At 46.1% G+C, this 15781-nt stretch carries 14 protein-coding genes, 1 tRNA gene and 2 pseudogenes; 10 read left to right on the plus strand and 7 right to left on the minus strand.

Annotated features, from left to right (window positions below):
- Positions 1-247 precede the first annotated feature (247 nt).
- From proB to HP459_RS03145, 7 genes are all read left to right on the plus strand, one after another.
- The gene (proB, locus tag HP459_RS03115; protein WP_171935928.1) at positions 248-1351 is read left to right on the plus strand and encodes a glutamate 5-kinase; all 1104 of its coding nucleotides are present in this window, start codon (positions 248-250) and stop codon (positions 1349-1351) included.
- An 11-nt stretch (positions 1352-1362) separates the two neighbouring features.
- The gene (gene proA, locus HP459_RS03120) at positions 1363-2616 is read left to right on the plus strand and encodes a glutamate-5-semialdehyde dehydrogenase (RefSeq protein ID WP_058645997.1); all 1254 of its coding nucleotides are present in this window, start codon (positions 1363-1365) and stop codon (positions 2614-2616) included.
- A gap of 111 nt (positions 2617-2727) precedes the next feature.
- Positions 2728-2803: transfer RNA gene (locus HP459_RS03125), tRNA-Thr, on the plus strand.
- Between the two features lie 163 nt (positions 2804-2966).
- The gene (locus HP459_RS03130; RefSeq protein ID WP_171935929.1) at positions 2967-4187 is read left to right on the plus strand and encodes an integrase arm-type DNA-binding domain-containing protein; all 1221 of its coding nucleotides are present in this window, start codon (positions 2967-2969) and stop codon (positions 4185-4187) included.
- A gap of 241 nt (positions 4188-4428) precedes the next feature.
- Positions 4429-5601: an ABC-three component system protein gene (locus HP459_RS03135; RefSeq protein WP_171935930.1), complete on the plus strand. Its 1173-nt coding sequence runs from the start codon at positions 4429-4431 to the stop codon at positions 5599-5601.
- Entirely contained in the window at positions 5601-6110 is a 510-nt protein-coding gene (locus HP459_RS03140; protein WP_058668608.1) for a three component ABC system middle component, read from the plus strand. Before HP459_RS03135 ends, HP459_RS03140 begins: the two co-directional genes overlap by 1 nt.
- Positions 6110-8074 carry a DUF3732 domain-containing protein gene (locus HP459_RS03145; protein WP_063146717.1) on the plus strand — a complete coding sequence of 655 codons (1965 nt, stop codon included), beginning with the start codon at positions 6110-6112 and terminating at the stop codon, positions 8072-8074. The genes HP459_RS03140 and HP459_RS03145 overlap by 1 nt, the downstream gene beginning before the upstream one ends.
- Positions 8075-8440: 366 nt before the next feature.
- Here HP459_RS03145 and HP459_RS23470 read toward each other — a convergent pair.
- The 3 genes and pseudogenes from HP459_RS23470 to HP459_RS03155 all read right to left on the minus strand — a co-directional run.
- A pseudogene (locus HP459_RS23470) lies at positions 8441-8554 on the minus strand (DNA-binding transcriptional regulator RamA); the annotation flags it as partial.
- A gap of 55 nt (positions 8555-8609) precedes the next feature.
- Complete coding sequence (locus tag HP459_RS03150) at positions 8610-8861, minus strand: DUF1471 domain-containing protein (protein ID WP_154850576.1); 252 nt, start codon at positions 8859-8861, stop codon at positions 8610-8612.
- Between the two features lie 125 nt (positions 8862-8986).
- A complete protein-coding gene (locus HP459_RS03155; protein WP_063146715.1) occupies positions 8987-9778 on the minus strand; it encodes an SDR family oxidoreductase in 792 nt (263 codons plus the stop codon).
- 148 nt (positions 9779-9926) lie between these two features.
- Here HP459_RS03155 and HP459_RS03160 point away from each other — a divergent pair, with 148 nt between their 5' ends.
- A complete protein-coding gene (locus HP459_RS03160) occupies positions 9927-10820 on the plus strand; it encodes a LysR family transcriptional regulator (protein WP_063149364.1) in 894 nt (297 codons plus the stop codon).
- 34 nt (positions 10821-10854) lie between these two features.
- Here HP459_RS03160 and HP459_RS03165 read toward each other — a convergent pair whose 3' ends face one another.
- Complete coding sequence (locus HP459_RS03165) at positions 10855-11844, minus strand: aldo/keto reductase (RefSeq protein ID WP_171935931.1); 990 nt, start codon at positions 11842-11844, stop codon at positions 10855-10857.
- Between the two features lie 26 nt (positions 11845-11870).
- Complete coding sequence (locus tag HP459_RS03170) at positions 11871-12722, minus strand: aldo/keto reductase (RefSeq protein WP_063149366.1); 852 nt, start codon at positions 12720-12722, stop codon at positions 11871-11873.
- Between the two features lie 268 nt (positions 12723-12990).
- On the opposite strand from HP459_RS03170, the gene HP459_RS03175 reads away from it, so the two are divergent.
- Complete coding sequence (locus tag HP459_RS03175) at positions 12991-13278, plus strand: hypothetical protein (protein ID WP_042934169.1); 288 nt, start codon at positions 12991-12993, stop codon at positions 13276-13278.
- Positions 13278-14171: a TIR domain-containing protein gene (locus HP459_RS03180; protein WP_063149367.1), complete on the plus strand. Its 894-nt coding sequence runs from the start codon at positions 13278-13280 to the stop codon at positions 14169-14171. The genes HP459_RS03175 and HP459_RS03180 overlap by 1 nt, the downstream gene beginning before the upstream one ends.
- Before the next feature lie 126 nt (positions 14172-14297).
- On the opposite strand, the gene HP459_RS03185 is transcribed toward HP459_RS03180, so the two are convergent.
- Complete coding sequence (locus tag HP459_RS03185; RefSeq protein ID WP_154850574.1) at positions 14298-15128, minus strand: hypothetical protein; 831 nt, start codon at positions 15126-15128, stop codon at positions 14298-14300.
- 265 nt (positions 15129-15393) lie between these two features.
- Positions 15394-15781, minus strand: a pseudogene (locus HP459_RS03190) (alpha/beta hydrolase); the annotation flags it as partial.

Below are 15781 nucleotides of genomic sequence, written 5' to 3' on the forward strand. Positions count from 1 at the left end.
ATTACCCCGTGAAAAACAGGAAGGGTTTTATCGTTAGTGGGTGAACGTTTTATGACAAAGTAAGAATATGTCTAAAAAAGTATGTTTTAATTTTTCGGTAATAAAATTGTCAAAATCTGCCGCTACGCTTCCTGATCCCGCGCAACAAAGTGACGGGTGATGTGCTAAGGCAGTTGGCAACGGGGCTGACACCTGTTAAAACGTCTGACTGACATCATTTTCCCTTATTGTTGAACGGCAGAGAATCATGAGTGACAGCCAGACGCTGGTGGTAAAACTCGGTACCAGTGTGTTAACAGGCGGATCGCGCCGCCTTAATCGTGCCCATATCGTTGAGCTTGTACGTCAGTGCGCTCAGTTGCATGCCGCAGGGCATCGTATTGTGATTGTGACCTCCGGGGCGATTGCCGCCGGGCGTGAACACCTGGGCTACCCCGAACTCCCCGCGACGATCGCCTCCAAACAGCTGCTGGCCGCCGTAGGACAAAGCCGACTCATACAGCTCTGGGAACAAATGTTCTCAATTTATGGCATTCACGTCGGGCAGATGCTGCTGACGCGTGCGGATATGGAAGACAGAGAACGTTTCCTGAACGCCCGCGATACGCTGCGCGCGCTGCTGGATAACCATATCGTTCCGGTCATCAACGAAAACGACGCTGTTGCCACCGCTGAAATCAAAGTAGGCGACAACGATAACCTCTCTGCGCTGGCGGCGATCCTGGCAGGGGCCGATAAGCTGCTGCTTCTGACCGATCAGCAGGGGCTGTTTACCGCTGACCCGCGTTCCAATCCACAGGCAGAACTGATCAAAGACGTTCACGGCATTGACGATGCGCTGCGTGCCATTGCGGGAGACAGCGTTTCTGGTCTTGGGACAGGCGGTATGGGCACCAAGCTCCAGGCTGCGGACGTGGCGTGCCGGGCCGGTATCGACACCATCATTGCCGCGGGCAGCCGTCCGGGCGTGATAGGTGATGTGATGGAAGGCATCTCTGTGGGCACACGCTTCCACGCCCAGGCGTCCCCGCTGGAAAACCGCAAACGCTGGATCTTTGGCGCGCCCCCGGCTGGTGAATTGACCGTGGATGAAGGCGCGACCGCCGCTATTCTGGAAAGAGGAAGCTCGTTGCTTCCAAAAGGAATTAAAAGCGTGACAGGCAACTTCTCGCGTGGTGAAGTGATCCGAATCCGTAACCTTGAAGGTCGCGACATCGCTCATGGCGTAAGCCGTTATAACAGCGACGCGCTGCGTCGGATTGCTGGCCACCATTCCCAGCAGATCGACGCCATCCTGGGCTATGAATATGGCCCGGTTGCCGTGCATCGCGACGACATGATTATTCGTTAAGGAGCCAGAACATGCTGGAACAAATGGGCGCAGCTGCGAAAGCCGCCTCGTATAAACTGGCGCTCCTTTCTAGCCGCGAGAAAAACCGCGTGCTGGAAAAAATCGCTGATTATCTGGAATCCCAGTCGCAGGAAATTTTGCTCGCCAACGAGCAGGATCTGCTGGAAGCGCGTCGCAACGGCTTGAGCGAAGCGATGCTCGACCGTCTGGCATTGACCCCGGCGCGTCTGAAAGGTATCGCCGATGACGTCCGTCAGGTGTGCAACCTCGCCGACCCGGTAGGGCAGGTGATTGACGGTGGGGTGCTCGACAGCGGGTTACGCCTTGAGCGTCGTCGTGTGCCACTCGGCGTCATCGGTGTGATTTACGAAGCGCGTCCAAACGTGACGGTGGATGTCGCCTCCCTGTGCCTGAAAACCGGTAACGCCGCTATCCTGCGTGGCGGGAAAGAGACCTGGCGCACCAACGCCGCGACGGTAAACGTCATTCAGCAGGCGCTGGAAGAGTGCGGCTTACCGGCGGCTGCCGTGCAGGCGATTGAAAGCCCTGACCGCGCGCTGGTCAACGAGATGCTGCGCATGGACAAACACATCGACATGCTCATCCCACGCGGCGGCGCGGGCCTGCACAAGCTGTGCCGTGAGCATTCCACCATTCCGGTCATTACCGGCGGTATCGGCGTATGCCATATCGTGGTGGATGACACCGCGGAGATCGAACCTGCACTGAAGATTATCGTCAACGCTAAAACTCAGCGTCCAAGCACCTGTAATACGGTGGAAACGCTGCTGGTGCATCAGGGCATCGCCAGTACCTTCCTGCCAGCGCTGAGCAAGCAGATGGCGGAAAGTGGCGTTACGCTGCATGCGGACGAGAAGGCTCTCGCCCTGCTGAAAGACGGTCCGGCGAAGGTCGTTTCGGTTAACGCGGAGCAGTACGACGATGAGTATTTGTCGCTGGATCTGAACGTGAAGGTAGTTGCGGATCTCGATGATGCTATTGCGCACATTCGTGAACACGGAACCCAGCATTCTGATGCGATCCTGACGCGCACCCTGCGCAATGCCGATCGTTTTGTGAATGAAGTGGATTCGTCTGCGGTTTACGTGAATGCCTCGACGCGCTTCACCGACGGCGGCCAGTTTGGTCTTGGCGCGGAGGTGGCTGTGAGCACTCAGAAGCTGCATGCCCGCGGTCCGATGGGGCTGGAAGCGCTGACCACCTACAAGTGGATCGGCTTCGGTGATGATACCATTCGTGCGTAAATAATCTCGGGTGATGCAAAAATAGCCGTTTGATTCAAAAGGGCATTGACGCATCACCCGGTTAGATCTACTCTTTTGCCCCGTGGTTACGCTCGTAACCGGTCTCTCAGGGCCGATATAGCTCAGTTGGTAGAGCAGCGCATTCGTAATGCGAAGGTCGTAGGTTCGACTCCTATTATCGGCACCATTTCAAGCTCTTCCCAGGTCTACCGAAATCAACTAAAAGCCCGTATACTGCGGTTTCTGGCCCGTATCTTATCTCCTGTTATCAACTGTGCTCAACCGAAATCAAGTTACAGTTGGGGGCATAAGTGGGGGCATTCTGTGTTCGGTCCAGGGAGATGCCCCCAATGAAGCTAAATGCACGACAGGTAGACGCCGCTAAACCCAGAGAGAAGGCCTACAAGCTGGCAGATGGTGCTGGTTTGTATCTTGAGGTTGTTCCCTCTGGTTCCAGATACTGGCGGATGAAGTATCGCTTCAATGGAAAAGAGAAGCGTATGGCTTTTGGTGTCTATCCAGCAGTGTCCCTTGCACAAGCGAGGGCACTACGTGATGAAGCCAAGAAAAAGCTGGCTGAGGGCATCGATCCGTCTTTCGCTAAGAAAGAAGAAAAGCTGGTTCGCGATGTGCAGCTCAACAACACGTTTCAGGCTGTGGCGCTTGAATGGCACGGAACGAAGGTGAGCCGGTGGTCAGAAGGCTATGCCTCCGACATTATCGAAGCCTTCAATAAAGATATTTTCCCTTATATTGGCCAACTGCCGGTGAATGACATCAAGCCTTTGGTTCTGCTGAATGTGCTGCGTCGAATGGAAAGCCGTGGCGCAACAGAGAAGGCCAAGAAGGTTCGCCAGCGCTGCAGCGAAGTTTTTCGTTATGCCATCGTTACCGGCCGCGCGGAATACAATCCTGCGGCAGATCTAACCAGCGCGATGTCAGGACATGAATCAAAGCATTATCCCTTCCTTACCGTTGAGGAGCTACCAGACTTCTTTAAAGCTCTCGCAGGCTATACAGGAAGCCCGTTAGTTGTTCTTGCCGCTCATCTGCTGATCCTTACGGGAGTTCGCACCGGTGAGCTTCGAGGTGCTTTCTGGAGTGAGTTTGATCTTGAAAAAGCGGTGTGGGAAATACCTGCAGAGCGTATGAAGATGAAACGGCCTCACTTGGTGCCCCTCTCTACCCAAGCGCTAGAGATCGTACAGCAGCTCAAAGTGATGTCTGGGCAATATCCTCTGGTGTTTCCTGGAAGGAATGACCCCCGTAAAACGATGAGCGAAGCGAGTATAAATCAGGTGTTCAAGCGGATTGGATATACGGGGAGGGTGATGGGGCATGGTTTCCGCCACACGATGAGTACGATTTTGCATGAAGAAGGGTTCAATACGGCGTGGATTGAAACCCAGCTTGCGCATGTCGATAAGAACGCGATTCGTGGGACGTACAACCATGCTTTATATCTGGAAGGAAGGAGGAAGATGATGCAGTGGTACGGGGAATGTATTGAAAGTATGTTTGAAAGAAAAGTAGCCGTTAAGTTGCAGGCTAATACAAAGGAGCGGTATTGAGCTAGATTGTTCCTTCTAAGCATTCTGCAATGTGACGGTTGCTAAGGAAGCTATAAAGCAAACCGCATAATGCATGATATGCAGATATGATTCGTCGTGATGTTCTTCACGATGTCGCGTTCAACATTAGATTTAGTATGGAATTATGCTTGCGTATTTTTTATACTTTCTTCAAAATTATCCATAATTTTCATGTTGTTCAGATTATATCCTGAACCAGAACTGCAAGGTAGCAAGCCGAATGAGTATAGGAAAATCCTCCCAACCAAAGTCCAGCGCGCCTGGCCAATATTTGGGATTTGCGCTTCAACCTGTTCGCCTCTGCTACCATCTTCTCAACTGTTCTGATGATGCATGTGTATCGCTCGAGTATCTTGACGACGTAGCCGTACATTATCCTGATGGCCGGATTATATTGGAGCAGACTAAAAGTGCTTTAACACATAACCCTTTATCAGACTGGTCGGAGGATTTCTGGAAGACAATTTCTAACTGGATCGACATAGTGACAGTAAATGATATATGTCTTAGCAAAGTAAGTTTTCGCTACTATGTTACACCTGCAAAAAATATAGGTACAATTTGTTCGCTATTTCATAATTCCAAAAATGATGACGATATTAAAAAATTAATGTTTTTTTTGCAGAGTGAACTGAAAAAATTAAAATCAGAACCTGCATGTATGAAATATATTTCTCGGTTTCTTAATGCTACACAAGAACAACAAAAAGCAATAATTGCAAATTTAGTTATAGAGAATGACAGAATAGATCCGCTTGATTCAATTCGTAAGTGTTTAAAACCTACAATTGCAGAAGAAGTAATTGAACTAACTTGCCGGTATGCGATAGGAATGGCAAAAGAAAAAGCGGATGGACTTATCCGTAATAAACAAAATGCAGTTATATCTGTGCAGGAATTTAGAAGGGTGTTTATAAATTTTGTACAGAAAAATAATATTCCTGGATACCTTCAGCCACTCAGTACAGAAATTAATAATTCTGATGCTGAAGCATTGCTCAAACGGGCCCCCACGTTTATAAAACAGCTAAAACTGATAGAACTTCGTCAAGATCGTCAGCTTAGGGCTGTCAGTGATCTATTAAAGACGGACGCTAACATAACCATGTGGGCCGAAAATGGACTAATTTTTGAGCAAAATATTTCTGAATGGCATAATTCATTATTAAGACAGTACGATGCAATATGCGATGATATTGAGGTTTGCCACTCCGACAAGACTGAAATAAGCAGAGGTAAAGTTATTTATAGCCGTTGTTCTGCTACAAAAGTATCCTTCGATAATAAGATAGTCCCTGAATATTTTACTAATGGAGGTTTCAATCTTCTGGCTGACGATCTCCGTTTAGGATGGCATCCGAATTATATAGAGCTTCTCGATAAGGATGAATAGTGAGAATCGAACTGAGAACGCCCGAGCTGAATGATGCAGCTTTAGTACAAAATAGTGCTTTGGGAGCCTTTTTTTTATGGGTATTTTGTCGGTATTATCAACAATACAAGAAGGAGTCTCCAACTATTACTATCAGTTTTCTTGTTTTACCGCTTATTTTACATAAAGCTACTGTTACACTAATTTGTAGCACCCAAAAGGCCTCAGGTATACATCTCTTTGCAGGGAAAATACAGAAAAAAAAGGAAGCAATATTTACTATTCATGAAAGAACGCTTCAGTTGCGATCACTTACATTTGAATCTTTAAGTGTTGCTGAAGACGCTGGATTAATAGAAATTGACGTTAAAACAGCCACATTAAGGGTTAGATGTGATGGTTCAGAGGTTGATTTACCATTGCTCTCTGACGAGTTGAAAAAAATTCATGCTTGCTGTGATAAATTAGCATTCTGGTTCTCTGAAGTTTCGGATCAACAAATTGCGAAAACATTGATGGTGGATTTCTGATGTATTTCCAAATAAGAAAATTGATACTTTGGCCTAAAACAAATCAACAACCACGGGTTGTAAAATTTGAACCCGGAAAAGTTAATATTATCAGCGGTGCATCAAAAACAGGTAAGTCGGCTGTTATCCCTATTATTGATTATTGTCTATGTTCTGATAAGTGTGCCATTCCAGTTGGTGTCATTCGAGAATCATGTTCATGGTTTGGTATACTGATTGATACGGCTGAAGGTCCAAAATTACTGGCACGTAAAGAACCTGGTAATCAGCAAGGGACTAGTGAAATGTATATAGAAGAAGGTGATGGAATAATTATACCTTCATTAGCTCCTCAGAAAAATAGTACAATGACACATGTGAAAGGAATCTTGGATCGTTTGGCAGGTTTATCAGATTTAGCATTTGAACCAACTGGACATGATAATTTTCGCAGTCGTCCAAGTTTTCGTGACTTAATGGCATTTATTTTTCAGCCACAAAATATAATAGCAAATCCAGATGTTTTATTCTTTAAAGCAGACACTACAGAGCATAGAGAAAAACTTAAGACTATATTTCCGTATGTATTGGGGGCTATTAGCCCCTTGGTTCTTCAGGCAAGACATGAATTAGATAGAGTTACTCGCCAATTACGTCGTAAAGAAACAGAACTTAAAACACGTAAAGCCTCAGGAGATGCCTGGCAACGAGAAAGTCGGATTTGGTTGTCACTTGCTATTGAATACGGGCTTTTACCCGTAGAACAGTCTATTCCTGACGAGTGGCCTGCAACTTTAAAACTTTTGAAGTCAATCCTTGAAAAGGATATTAAAATTACTCAGCCTTCTTTAAGTTCAACACAATACGTTATCACTGAATTAAAGAAGTTGAGAGAAAGAGAAACAAATAATATTACACAAATTAATAAGATTAGAAGCCAGCTTATAGAAATTGAGAGACTTAACGATAGTAGTGATTTGTATAAAAAAGCTCTTGAAGTAAAAAGAGAACGTCTTAGTTTATCCACATGGATTCGTGAACAACATGCTAAAGCTAAAATAATTGAGCCGTTAAGTGAAGTACGAAGTTCAGAAAAAATTAGGCAGCTTTGTCTTGCACTTGAAGGTATTGAATTGCAGTTACGTTCCTATCCACAGGTTAACCATTCTTTGGATAAAGAAACTTTACATCTTCGCTCACAATTAAATGAGTTTACGAAAGAATTAACGTCTATAAGGCAAGAAATACGAGCGTTAGAGAAACAGTCAGAAGAAGTAAAAAAATATAATACTCAAGGGGAATTGATCTCCCGTTTTATTGGTAGATTGGAAGAAGCTTTACGCTTGTATCAAAGTACAGATGTGTTAACTAAATTAATAAGTGAAATTAAAGAATTACAGTCAGAGCAGAATAAGTTATTAAAAATAGTATCGGAGAAAGAAATTTCACGTAAGCTTGATATAGTGCTTGATAAAATTCAACGAGCAACTGGGAAATTGTTACCCCATCTAGATGGGGAGTGGCCAGACTCACCTGTCAGGTTAATTATTAATGATTTAACTGTAAAAGTTAGTAGAGGGCAGCGAGATGATTATCTTTGGGAAACTGGTAGTGGGGCAAACTGGTTAGCTTACCATATTGCTACAACATTAGCTTTGCAATGGGTGTTTACGAGAAATCCTCAGCATCCTGTACCAAGCTTGCTCATTTATGACCAGCCAAGTCAAGTATATTTCCCTGTAAGGCAAGCAGGAATTATAGACAACGAAAATAATGAGCCAGAATGGCAAAACGAGGATATTGTTGCTGTTCGTAAAGTATTTAAAGTTTTAAATAAATTTATATCTTCTACTAAAGGTATATTTCAGTTTATTGTACTAGACCATGCTAATGAAGAAGTTTGGAGTAATCTGGAGAACATCCATTTAGTTGAGGAATGGCGTGGTGCAGCGTTGATTCCATATGATTGGATTGCTCGTGATTAATTGTTTTTATTGTCCATGACAGTATTGTTTTTTTGTTTCAAGTATATGTTGGTAAATATATCTTTCCCTCACTGGTAGGTGAGGGAAAGAATGTTAAAGTAATTTGAGCTGAATCGATTATTAAAAGCTTTTGAAGTTTTTATTTTTTGTGTTGTATTCTTTAAAGCCTTTATTCCTATTTTTTTTTGGGGGTACTGGGATATAACAATTGGAAAACATTAATGTTCTCAGTTGGGACTCGGAATCATTCTTACAATCAATGATAATAATGAATTTAACCATTCTAATTAGTGCTTTTTTCGCTATCGGGAATTATTTTATCCAGAATGTGGTATTGATTTTACCAAATTATTAATCCGCATGAAAATGCCACTTGGAGTAACCTGCCCGCGCAGCAACATCCTCTATCTTCAGCGGCTTGTGTAAGTTTGAATCAATCCATTGAGTTATCTCATCGATGATGCCTTCTGTTCTGAACATAAATCGACGCTCACTTTAAGAGGGCTGTGACACATCCTGTTCGCGATGCTAATGATTATTTATAGATTTCAGCAACCCCGTGCAGCCGGTTATTCCCTGTGGTTGACAGAATTTTGAATGATGTTGCTCCTTGCTCATCAGCTTTACGAGAGAGCGCATTCGATAAATCCTCAAGCGTATAGGCATTGCTGGCTGAGACTACACCGAGCTTTTCTTTCCCATCTGCATGGTTAATTTCCTGAGCAGCAGATGCGGCATTCACTGTAATAAATCCCATGACCAATGAAGTAATAAGTAGTGATTTCATATCTAATACCTCTTTTAAAATTTATGTTTGAAACTGGACTCGTATCAGGGGAACTCGCCCACCTATGTGCATTCAAATATACAGACCTAAGCTGTCATGAGACTGACCGCTATATGACAAAATTGTCAGGGTTGTCGATTGGTTAGTTTTTTTGAATACAAATTCAGCTCGTTAATAATGCAGTCAGGTTCTTCACGCAGAGGCATATTGTCTATGTCCAGAACCCCATCATTTTTTTGTGGATCATCAGCCTGCAGGTCTGCAAACAGTGGGGTAAGATCCTGCTGTGCTTCACCTCGTTCAGCCACCAGCTCGAACGTTTTATTTTTTGCCTCGTCGTGGGTCAGGGCACTGACCAGAACCTGGGCGATTTGCTCCCGGGATATCACACCATCTTCCGGTGTTCCCGTATGGCGACGATCCCCCTGAAGCATAACGATTCGGTGTTCATCATCATTGTTGTAATCAAACCAGCCGGGCCTGACGATGGTATAGGGGTGACCAGTGGCCCTGACCAGACGCTCGGCACGTCTTTTCCAGTCATGAACCTCAGTGCGTTGATTCCAGGTGCTGAGTCGTTCAGTCACGCCAATCGTGGTCATCAGGCTGATACGAACAGATACATCCCTGAATATTCGTAAAATATTGCGCACTCCGCCATAATCTATCGCCCTGGCACCAATACGACCCTGACCATCGGAACCGAGAGTGAAGATGATGGCATCGATATCTTTCGGTAATTCGGTGAGTGTTTCAGGCAATGAAACATCGCCGTAAAAAATATCTGTTCCCCGAGGAAGCGATTTCACTTTGCGCTTATTTCGGATCAGCGCTACAGGCTGATGGCCCATTTTGATAGCGGTATTGACGACATGAAGGCCAATACTTCCTGTCGCCCCTGCAACGAGTATTTTCATGATAAACCTACTGATAATTCAGACTTATTTTCGATACGGTCAGAATATCAATTATCATTAATGTCAGTAATGGGGCTAAAATGATTGTGTCTATGAACACCCTTCATGAGTGTGCGATGAAGGGAATGCCTCCATAAGGAAATCGCCGATGCTCAAAGAAAATTTCAACGAACTGCAAATCTTTCTTGTGGTGGCGAGGGAGCGAAGTTTTACCAAAGCAGCGGGCAAACTGGGCGTTTCTCAGTCTGCACTCAGCCACGCGATGAAGGCCCTGGAGGAAAGGCTAAATATCCGCCTCTTGACCCGCACGACCCGAAGCGTTGCCCCTACGGAAGCCGGTGAGAGAATTATTGCCTGCCTTGAACCCCGTATTGCCGATCTTGAGCAGGAGCTGGAATCGTTGGTTCAGATGAACGGCACCGCCTCTGGCAATATTCGTTTATCAGCCGGGGAGCATGCCGCGCGAAGTCTGGTATGGCCGAAGCTAAAACCCTTCCTCAGGGAATATCCGGAAATTAATCTCGAACTGGTGGTTGATAACGGCTTTGTCGATATTGTTGAGGGGCGTTTTGATGCCGGGATCCGCTTGGGCGAAAGCGTGGATAAGGACATGATTGCGGTAAGAATTGGGCCGGACATGAGAATGGCCGTAGTGGGAGCACCGTCTTATTTCGCTGCAAATCCTGCACCTGAAACGCCGCACGAACTACAAAATCACCGGTGCATCAATATGCGCCTGCCGACAGCCGGTGGACTTTACCACTGGGAGTTTGAGAAGGAAGGGAAACCGTTGCGGGTCAGAGTGGAGGGGCAGGTAACCTTTAATCTGCAGGCGGAAAGGATTGATGCGGTGTTATCCGGTTTTGGCATCGCCTGCATACCTGAAGACAGGGTGCAGGATTATATAAAGTCAGGAGAGCTTATTCAGGTTTTGCAGGAGTGGTGCCCATCTTTTCCCGGATATTACCTCTACTACCCGAGCCGCAAGCAGCATCCGCCTGCTTTTGCGCTGATGATCGATGCACTTCGCTACCAGGAATAACGGGTCCGCCAATTGCAGCGGACCCGTCCGGGTATTAACGGCCTACGCGAGCCTGGTGCTCAGGAGAGTAACGTTCGCCGACGATTTTAATCGTTTCAAGCGCCTGGGTTATCTGTCGCGAGTCATCCTGAGAAAGGATGATGTCGGCGGCCCCCAGGTTTTCCTCCAGCCGGTGCAGTTTCGTAGTTCCAGGGATAGGAACAATCCACGGCTTTTGTGCCAGCAGCCATGCCAGCGCAATTTGCGCAGACGTCACGCCTTTCTCTGCCGCCAGTTCACCCAGCAATAAGACCAGCTTTTCATTGGCTTCAATCGCCTGCCCGGCGAAACGCGGCACGGTGCTGCGGTAATCATCCTTGCCAAAAGTGGTTCCTGGCTTAATCGATCCCGTCAGGAATCCTTTGCCTAATGGGCTGAAGGGTACAAAACCAATACCCAGTTCCTCCAGTAACGGCAGGATCTCCTGCTCAGGCTCGCGCCACCACATTGAGTATTCGCTTTGTAGGGCCGTGACAGGTTGTACGGCATGCGCACGACGAATGGTTTGCGCACCCGCTTCGGACAGACCGAAATGTTTAACTTTGCCTTCAGCTATCAGGTCTTTTACCGTACCCGCAACATCTTCAATCGGGACATCCGGATCGACACGGTGTTGATACAGCAGGTCAATGACATCAGTCTTAAGACGGTGTAATGATCCTTCCACAGCTTCACGGATATGCTCCGGACGGCTGTTTAAAATCTGCTGCTTGTTGTCGTCGCCAAAAGTAAAACCAAACTTAGTGGCGATGACCACGCGGTCACGAAACGGTTTTAAGGCTTCGCCGACAACTTCTTCATTGAGGAAGGGGCCATATACTTCAGCGGTATCGAAGAAGGTGACGCCACGTTCAACCGCTGCGCGAATGAGCTCGATAGCCTGTCGGGTATCGGTCGCCGGGCCGTAGCCGTGGCTTAAGCCCATGCAACCGAGCCCAAGCGCGGAGACTTCGAGTCGGGATTTACCCAGATAACGTTTTTGCATTGAGTGAATACCTCTATTATCGCGACTTAAACATCAAGTTTGCGGCCGGTCAGCCATTCCACCATCGCCGGGTCGCGGTGAGAGAAGAAGGCGCTGGTTGCAGTGTCGAGGGCGGCAATCTGCAGCATATCTTCAGAGCTGAGTTCAAAATCGAGAATGTTGATGTTCTCTTCCATGCGTTCTTTGCGCACCGATTTCGCCAGCGAAACGATGCCTCGCTGGAAGATCCAGCGCAGCACAACCTGGCCCACGCTTTTGCCGTACTTCTGACCAATTGCCGTTAACACGGGGTGCTGGAACAGGCCATTTTTACCCTCAGCAAACGGTGCCCAGGCTTCCGGCTGAATGCCATGGCTTTGATTCCATGGAACGGCATGCAGCTGCTGGTTGAAGGGGTTAACTTCAATCTGGTTCACCGCAGGGGCAACCTTGTTGAAGGCGATAAGGTCGGCCAGTCGGTCAGGATGGAAATTGCTGACACCAATGGCGCGAATTTTGCCTGCCTGTTGCAGTTCTTCCATAGCACGCCATGCCCCATGGACATCGCCGTAAGGCTGGTGAATCAGATACAGGTCGACGTAATCAAGTTGCAGACGATTCAGGGAGCGTTCGAACTGGGCTTTAGCGCCTTCGTAATGGGTATCCTGTAGCCACAGTTTGGTTGTTACAAAGAGTTCGTTACGCGCGATACCGGTCTGTTTCAGTGCGTTTCCGACCTGGGTTTCATTCTGGTAAGACGCAGCGGTATCGATCAGGCGGTATCCCGTATCGATGGCGTCAATCACAGCTCTTTCACATTCAGCAGCATCTGTCATCTGGAAGACACCAAAGCCCAGCAAGGGCATTTCAATACCGTTGTTCAGTTTTACAGTTTGCATGACGTTATCCTTCAGCTGTTGTCCAGGAAAAGCATAACGCAAAGTGATTTATTCGATTAGGTGGGGTAATTAGCTAGGGTTTATTAGATGTGTTCATTAATTTTTAGGGCCAAGGATTGGCTTTGCGCCAGGAGGGGACTTCTAGCTGTTCTAGAAATTTCTCGTGTCGTGACCACATTTTGTCGACCACTCCAGTGTGAATAATTTTCCAGGCCGAGGTATAATCTTCAATGCCTCTAAATTATCAATAAAACAGTAGGTTGCAACCATGTTAAAAATTACCGGTTTAGACAAGCTACAAAAAGAGTTGAAAGTGGCCCAGTTGGCACTGAGTGAGTTGGATGGAAATTTAGGTACTGTGCATTTTGACCCACAAGATCCAGCCAGTATTGAAAATGCAATTCAAAAGATAAATCAAATAGTTGACGAACGAGTCTCTCAATACTCATCCAATTCGATTATTGGTCCATTGGCCGAGCAAATGAAGCAAGCATATCGTGAAAATTTAATCCAAAAAGCTACAAAGTTCAGAATTAAAAATAACGAGGAAAATTGATGTCAAAAGATATATTTGCAGATATTAATAATGCCGTTCTGGACCTACAGGCTTCACAGGCACAAACCTTTGAACGTCCTTTAAAAAAACTTGCTCAACTTCTGAAACATCCTGATCTTGAGCCTTATAATAAAGAATTAGTTGCAGATCTTGACTTAGAGAGTTTTCTTGAAAAGAGTGCACAATCTGCGAGATCAATGGTCGGAAGTGCAACTCTTGACTGGCCAGAAGATCCCAGAAAAGAGCTAGGCCTAACACTACTTTTAATCTGGAAATTAGGCGCCGATCCTAGCTATGCCGTCCACTTCAGTATTAATTTCTTTTATTCTGGTAAAAGAATCATCAGCAATATTCATGCGCTCACCGGTCAGTTAATCATCCCCTTTATTCGGGACTACAAAAACTACATTCAATCGAAGGGAATTCCCCAGGCCATGTTAACTCCCCCTCTATCTAAGAAAGTATTTATTGTTCATGGTCACGATGAGGGTTCCCGCGAAAAAGTGGCTCGCTTTCTGGAACGCCTTGGTCTGGAAGCAATTATATTGCATGAACAGGCTAATCGGGGTCGAACTGTTATTGAGAAAGTTATTGAATACGGCAACGTGGGATTTGCGGTTGTCCTACTTACCCCTGATGATGAAGGGTGTGTAAAAGGTGGTGCGCTTGAACCCAGAGCACGCCAAAATGTGCTTCTGGAGTTAGGTTTTTTTATTGGTCACCTTGGACGAGATAAAGTCTGCGCCCTTAAAAAAGGGGCAGTAGAAATACCCAGTGATTTCGCCGGTGTTGTTTGGGAACCGATGGATGATAATAATGGATGGAAGCAATCTCTTTCCCGAGAACTCGAGGCTGCTGGCCATGTAATCGACTGGAACAAAGTGATGCGTTAAAGCACCATATAATCGTTATAGGTGCTTACAGGAGGACTGACAGTTTCTGCAGCGAAGGCCATTTCATGGTAATATCGTTGTCAGTCCCTAGCGCCCAGGGGCTCGGAATGAAAAATGCAACTGAGCTCAAAGGTTCGAAGCTTTGCTGGGTTTCACTTTTCTAATTCGTCGCTGATTGAGCTTCAGTTTTCCATCTCCAAGAACATACCGTCCAGAATGTACCGCTAGCCAGAACTGTATTGTGATAATATGGTGGTTGATCAAAAGTTTGCATAGGCTTTTGCGTAATATTCCATTCCAGGGATAAGGCCCGAGCCCAGCACTGTAAAGGGAAAAATGTTTAAATTCTCCCAATCGCCAACGCCAATAAGACTTCATTTCGGTTTTCGCATGCTCAATGGCATTACAGTTCCATAACTCTCCCCAGCGTCGCACCCATTTGTCATTTAGCAACCAGTTATATGTTAGATGGGACCTTATTGAATCAAAGGGTTGCTGTTGTTGGCCCCCAGCTAACGTAATGACGCATTGAGTTAACTGCGTTTCGGTAATCGAAAAAAATATACCGCGCTCAGAAGCCTCCACAAGCTCCTGCCGAGGAATTTGATCTAAGTGAACAATCAGGACAGATTGGTCCAGATTTACCAAATCAATTTTCTGCTGGTAACGAATACCATGTCCAGACGCTTCAAAATAAAGTTTAATATTCTCTACCAGAATATCTTTTGCCCGAAAAGCTATACAGGATTTTACTGTTTCATGATCGGCAGAACTAGAAAGGCGCAACGAGTACTCTAGGTACTCGCCGAGTGGTTCCCAACGCGCTCCTAACCGAAGGCGACTAGCTTTGTACTCGTGAGATTTTTGATAGGTCTTTAGTAAACATAATCGAGTAATTTTATCCCACATCCACTTAAAAAGGCGTCCAGCTAAACTCCAAGGCATTGATAAGTTCATATATTTCTCCGTATTTTTGGCCCTATGCTTTCATCTTTCTACGAAGAAAAATAAAGATTTTACATATTTTTACTGTCCTTCACCTCTGGCTTACTCCCCGTTAATTAATACATCCGTGATGTTAGTAATAACTTCATTAGTTGTGTAAATAATTGCCAGGTTCCGCGCCTTGCTCACAGCAGACCGTCACGTTCCCATTTTATTTTTTTGATAAACTGATGTTTGTATTGAGCCTTCATGAATGAAGGCTCAATACTAGCTTTCCCTATTGCAGATCTTTTTCCTTCAAAAATTGACTAACCAAATCAGCAATCTGCACATTATTTAAATCAGAGAACGGGAAGTGGGTATTCCCTTTGATTCCCACTTCAGGTAGATGCGTCACCGTCACATCACCGCCATGCTTGTTCACCACGTCGCGCCACTCCCGAGCCATTGCAAGGCGTACGCGCCAGCTGTCCTGCGCGGGCATGGCGACAGGTTTATCCGGTATGTTATCGCCGTAAATAATCAGAATCGGGATTTTGGTCAGAGCCATAAACTGCTCCATCGGAACAGGCTCACCCTTCAGCGTGTCGAACGCGCTTGGCATAGGGGCAGGGAGTTCTTTTTCCGGGAAGACAAAGCTGCTGCCTGGCTCGAAAGCGACAATG

Source organism: Enterobacter sp. CM29 (assembly GCF_013179605.1).
Classification (GTDB): domain Bacteria; phylum Pseudomonadota; class Gammaproteobacteria; order Enterobacterales; family Enterobacteriaceae; genus Enterobacter; species Enterobacter intestinihominis.

Bases quoted from the DNA above. Each gene is read 5' to 3' on its own strand.
- proB (WP_171935928.1), top strand. From the start codon at position 248: ATGAGTGACAGCCAGACGCTGGTGGTAAAACTCGGTACCAGTGTGTTA.
- proA (WP_058645997.1), top strand. From the start codon at position 1,363: ATGCTGGAACAAATGGGCGCAGCTGCGAAAGCCGCCTCGTATAAACTG.
- HP459_RS03130 (WP_171935929.1), top strand. From the start codon at position 2,967: ATGAAGCTAAATGCACGACAGGTAGACGCCGCTAAACCCAGAGAGAAG.
- HP459_RS03135 (WP_171935930.1), top strand. From the start codon at position 4,429: ATGAGTATAGGAAAATCCTCCCAACCAAAGTCCAGCGCGCCTGGCCAA.
- HP459_RS03145 (WP_063146717.1), top strand. From the start codon at position 6,110: ATGTATTTCCAAATAAGAAAATTGATACTTTGGCCTAAAACAAATCAA.
- HP459_RS03150 (WP_154850576.1), bottom strand. From the start codon at position 8,861: ATGAAATCACTACTTATTACTTCATTGGTCATGGGATTTATTACAGTG.
- HP459_RS03155 (WP_063146715.1), bottom strand. From the start codon at position 9,778: ATGAAAATACTCGTTGCAGGGGCGACAGGAAGTATTGGCCTTCATGTC.
- HP459_RS03160 (WP_063149364.1), top strand. From the start codon at position 9,927: ATGCTCAAAGAAAATTTCAACGAACTGCAAATCTTTCTTGTGGTGGCG.
- HP459_RS03165 (WP_171935931.1), bottom strand. From the start codon at position 11,844: ATGCAAAAACGTTATCTGGGTAAATCCCGACTCGAAGTCTCCGCGCTT.
- HP459_RS03170 (WP_063149366.1), bottom strand. From the start codon at position 12,722: ATGCAAACTGTAAAACTGAACAACGGTATTGAAATGCCCTTGCTGGGC.
- HP459_RS03175 (WP_042934169.1), top strand. From the start codon at position 12,991: ATGTTAAAAATTACCGGTTTAGACAAGCTACAAAAAGAGTTGAAAGTG.
- HP459_RS03180 (WP_063149367.1), top strand. From the start codon at position 13,278: ATGTCAAAAGATATATTTGCAGATATTAATAATGCCGTTCTGGACCTA.
- HP459_RS03185 (WP_154850574.1), bottom strand. From the start codon at position 15,128: ATGAACTTATCAATGCCTTGGAGTTTAGCTGGACGCCTTTTTAAGTGG.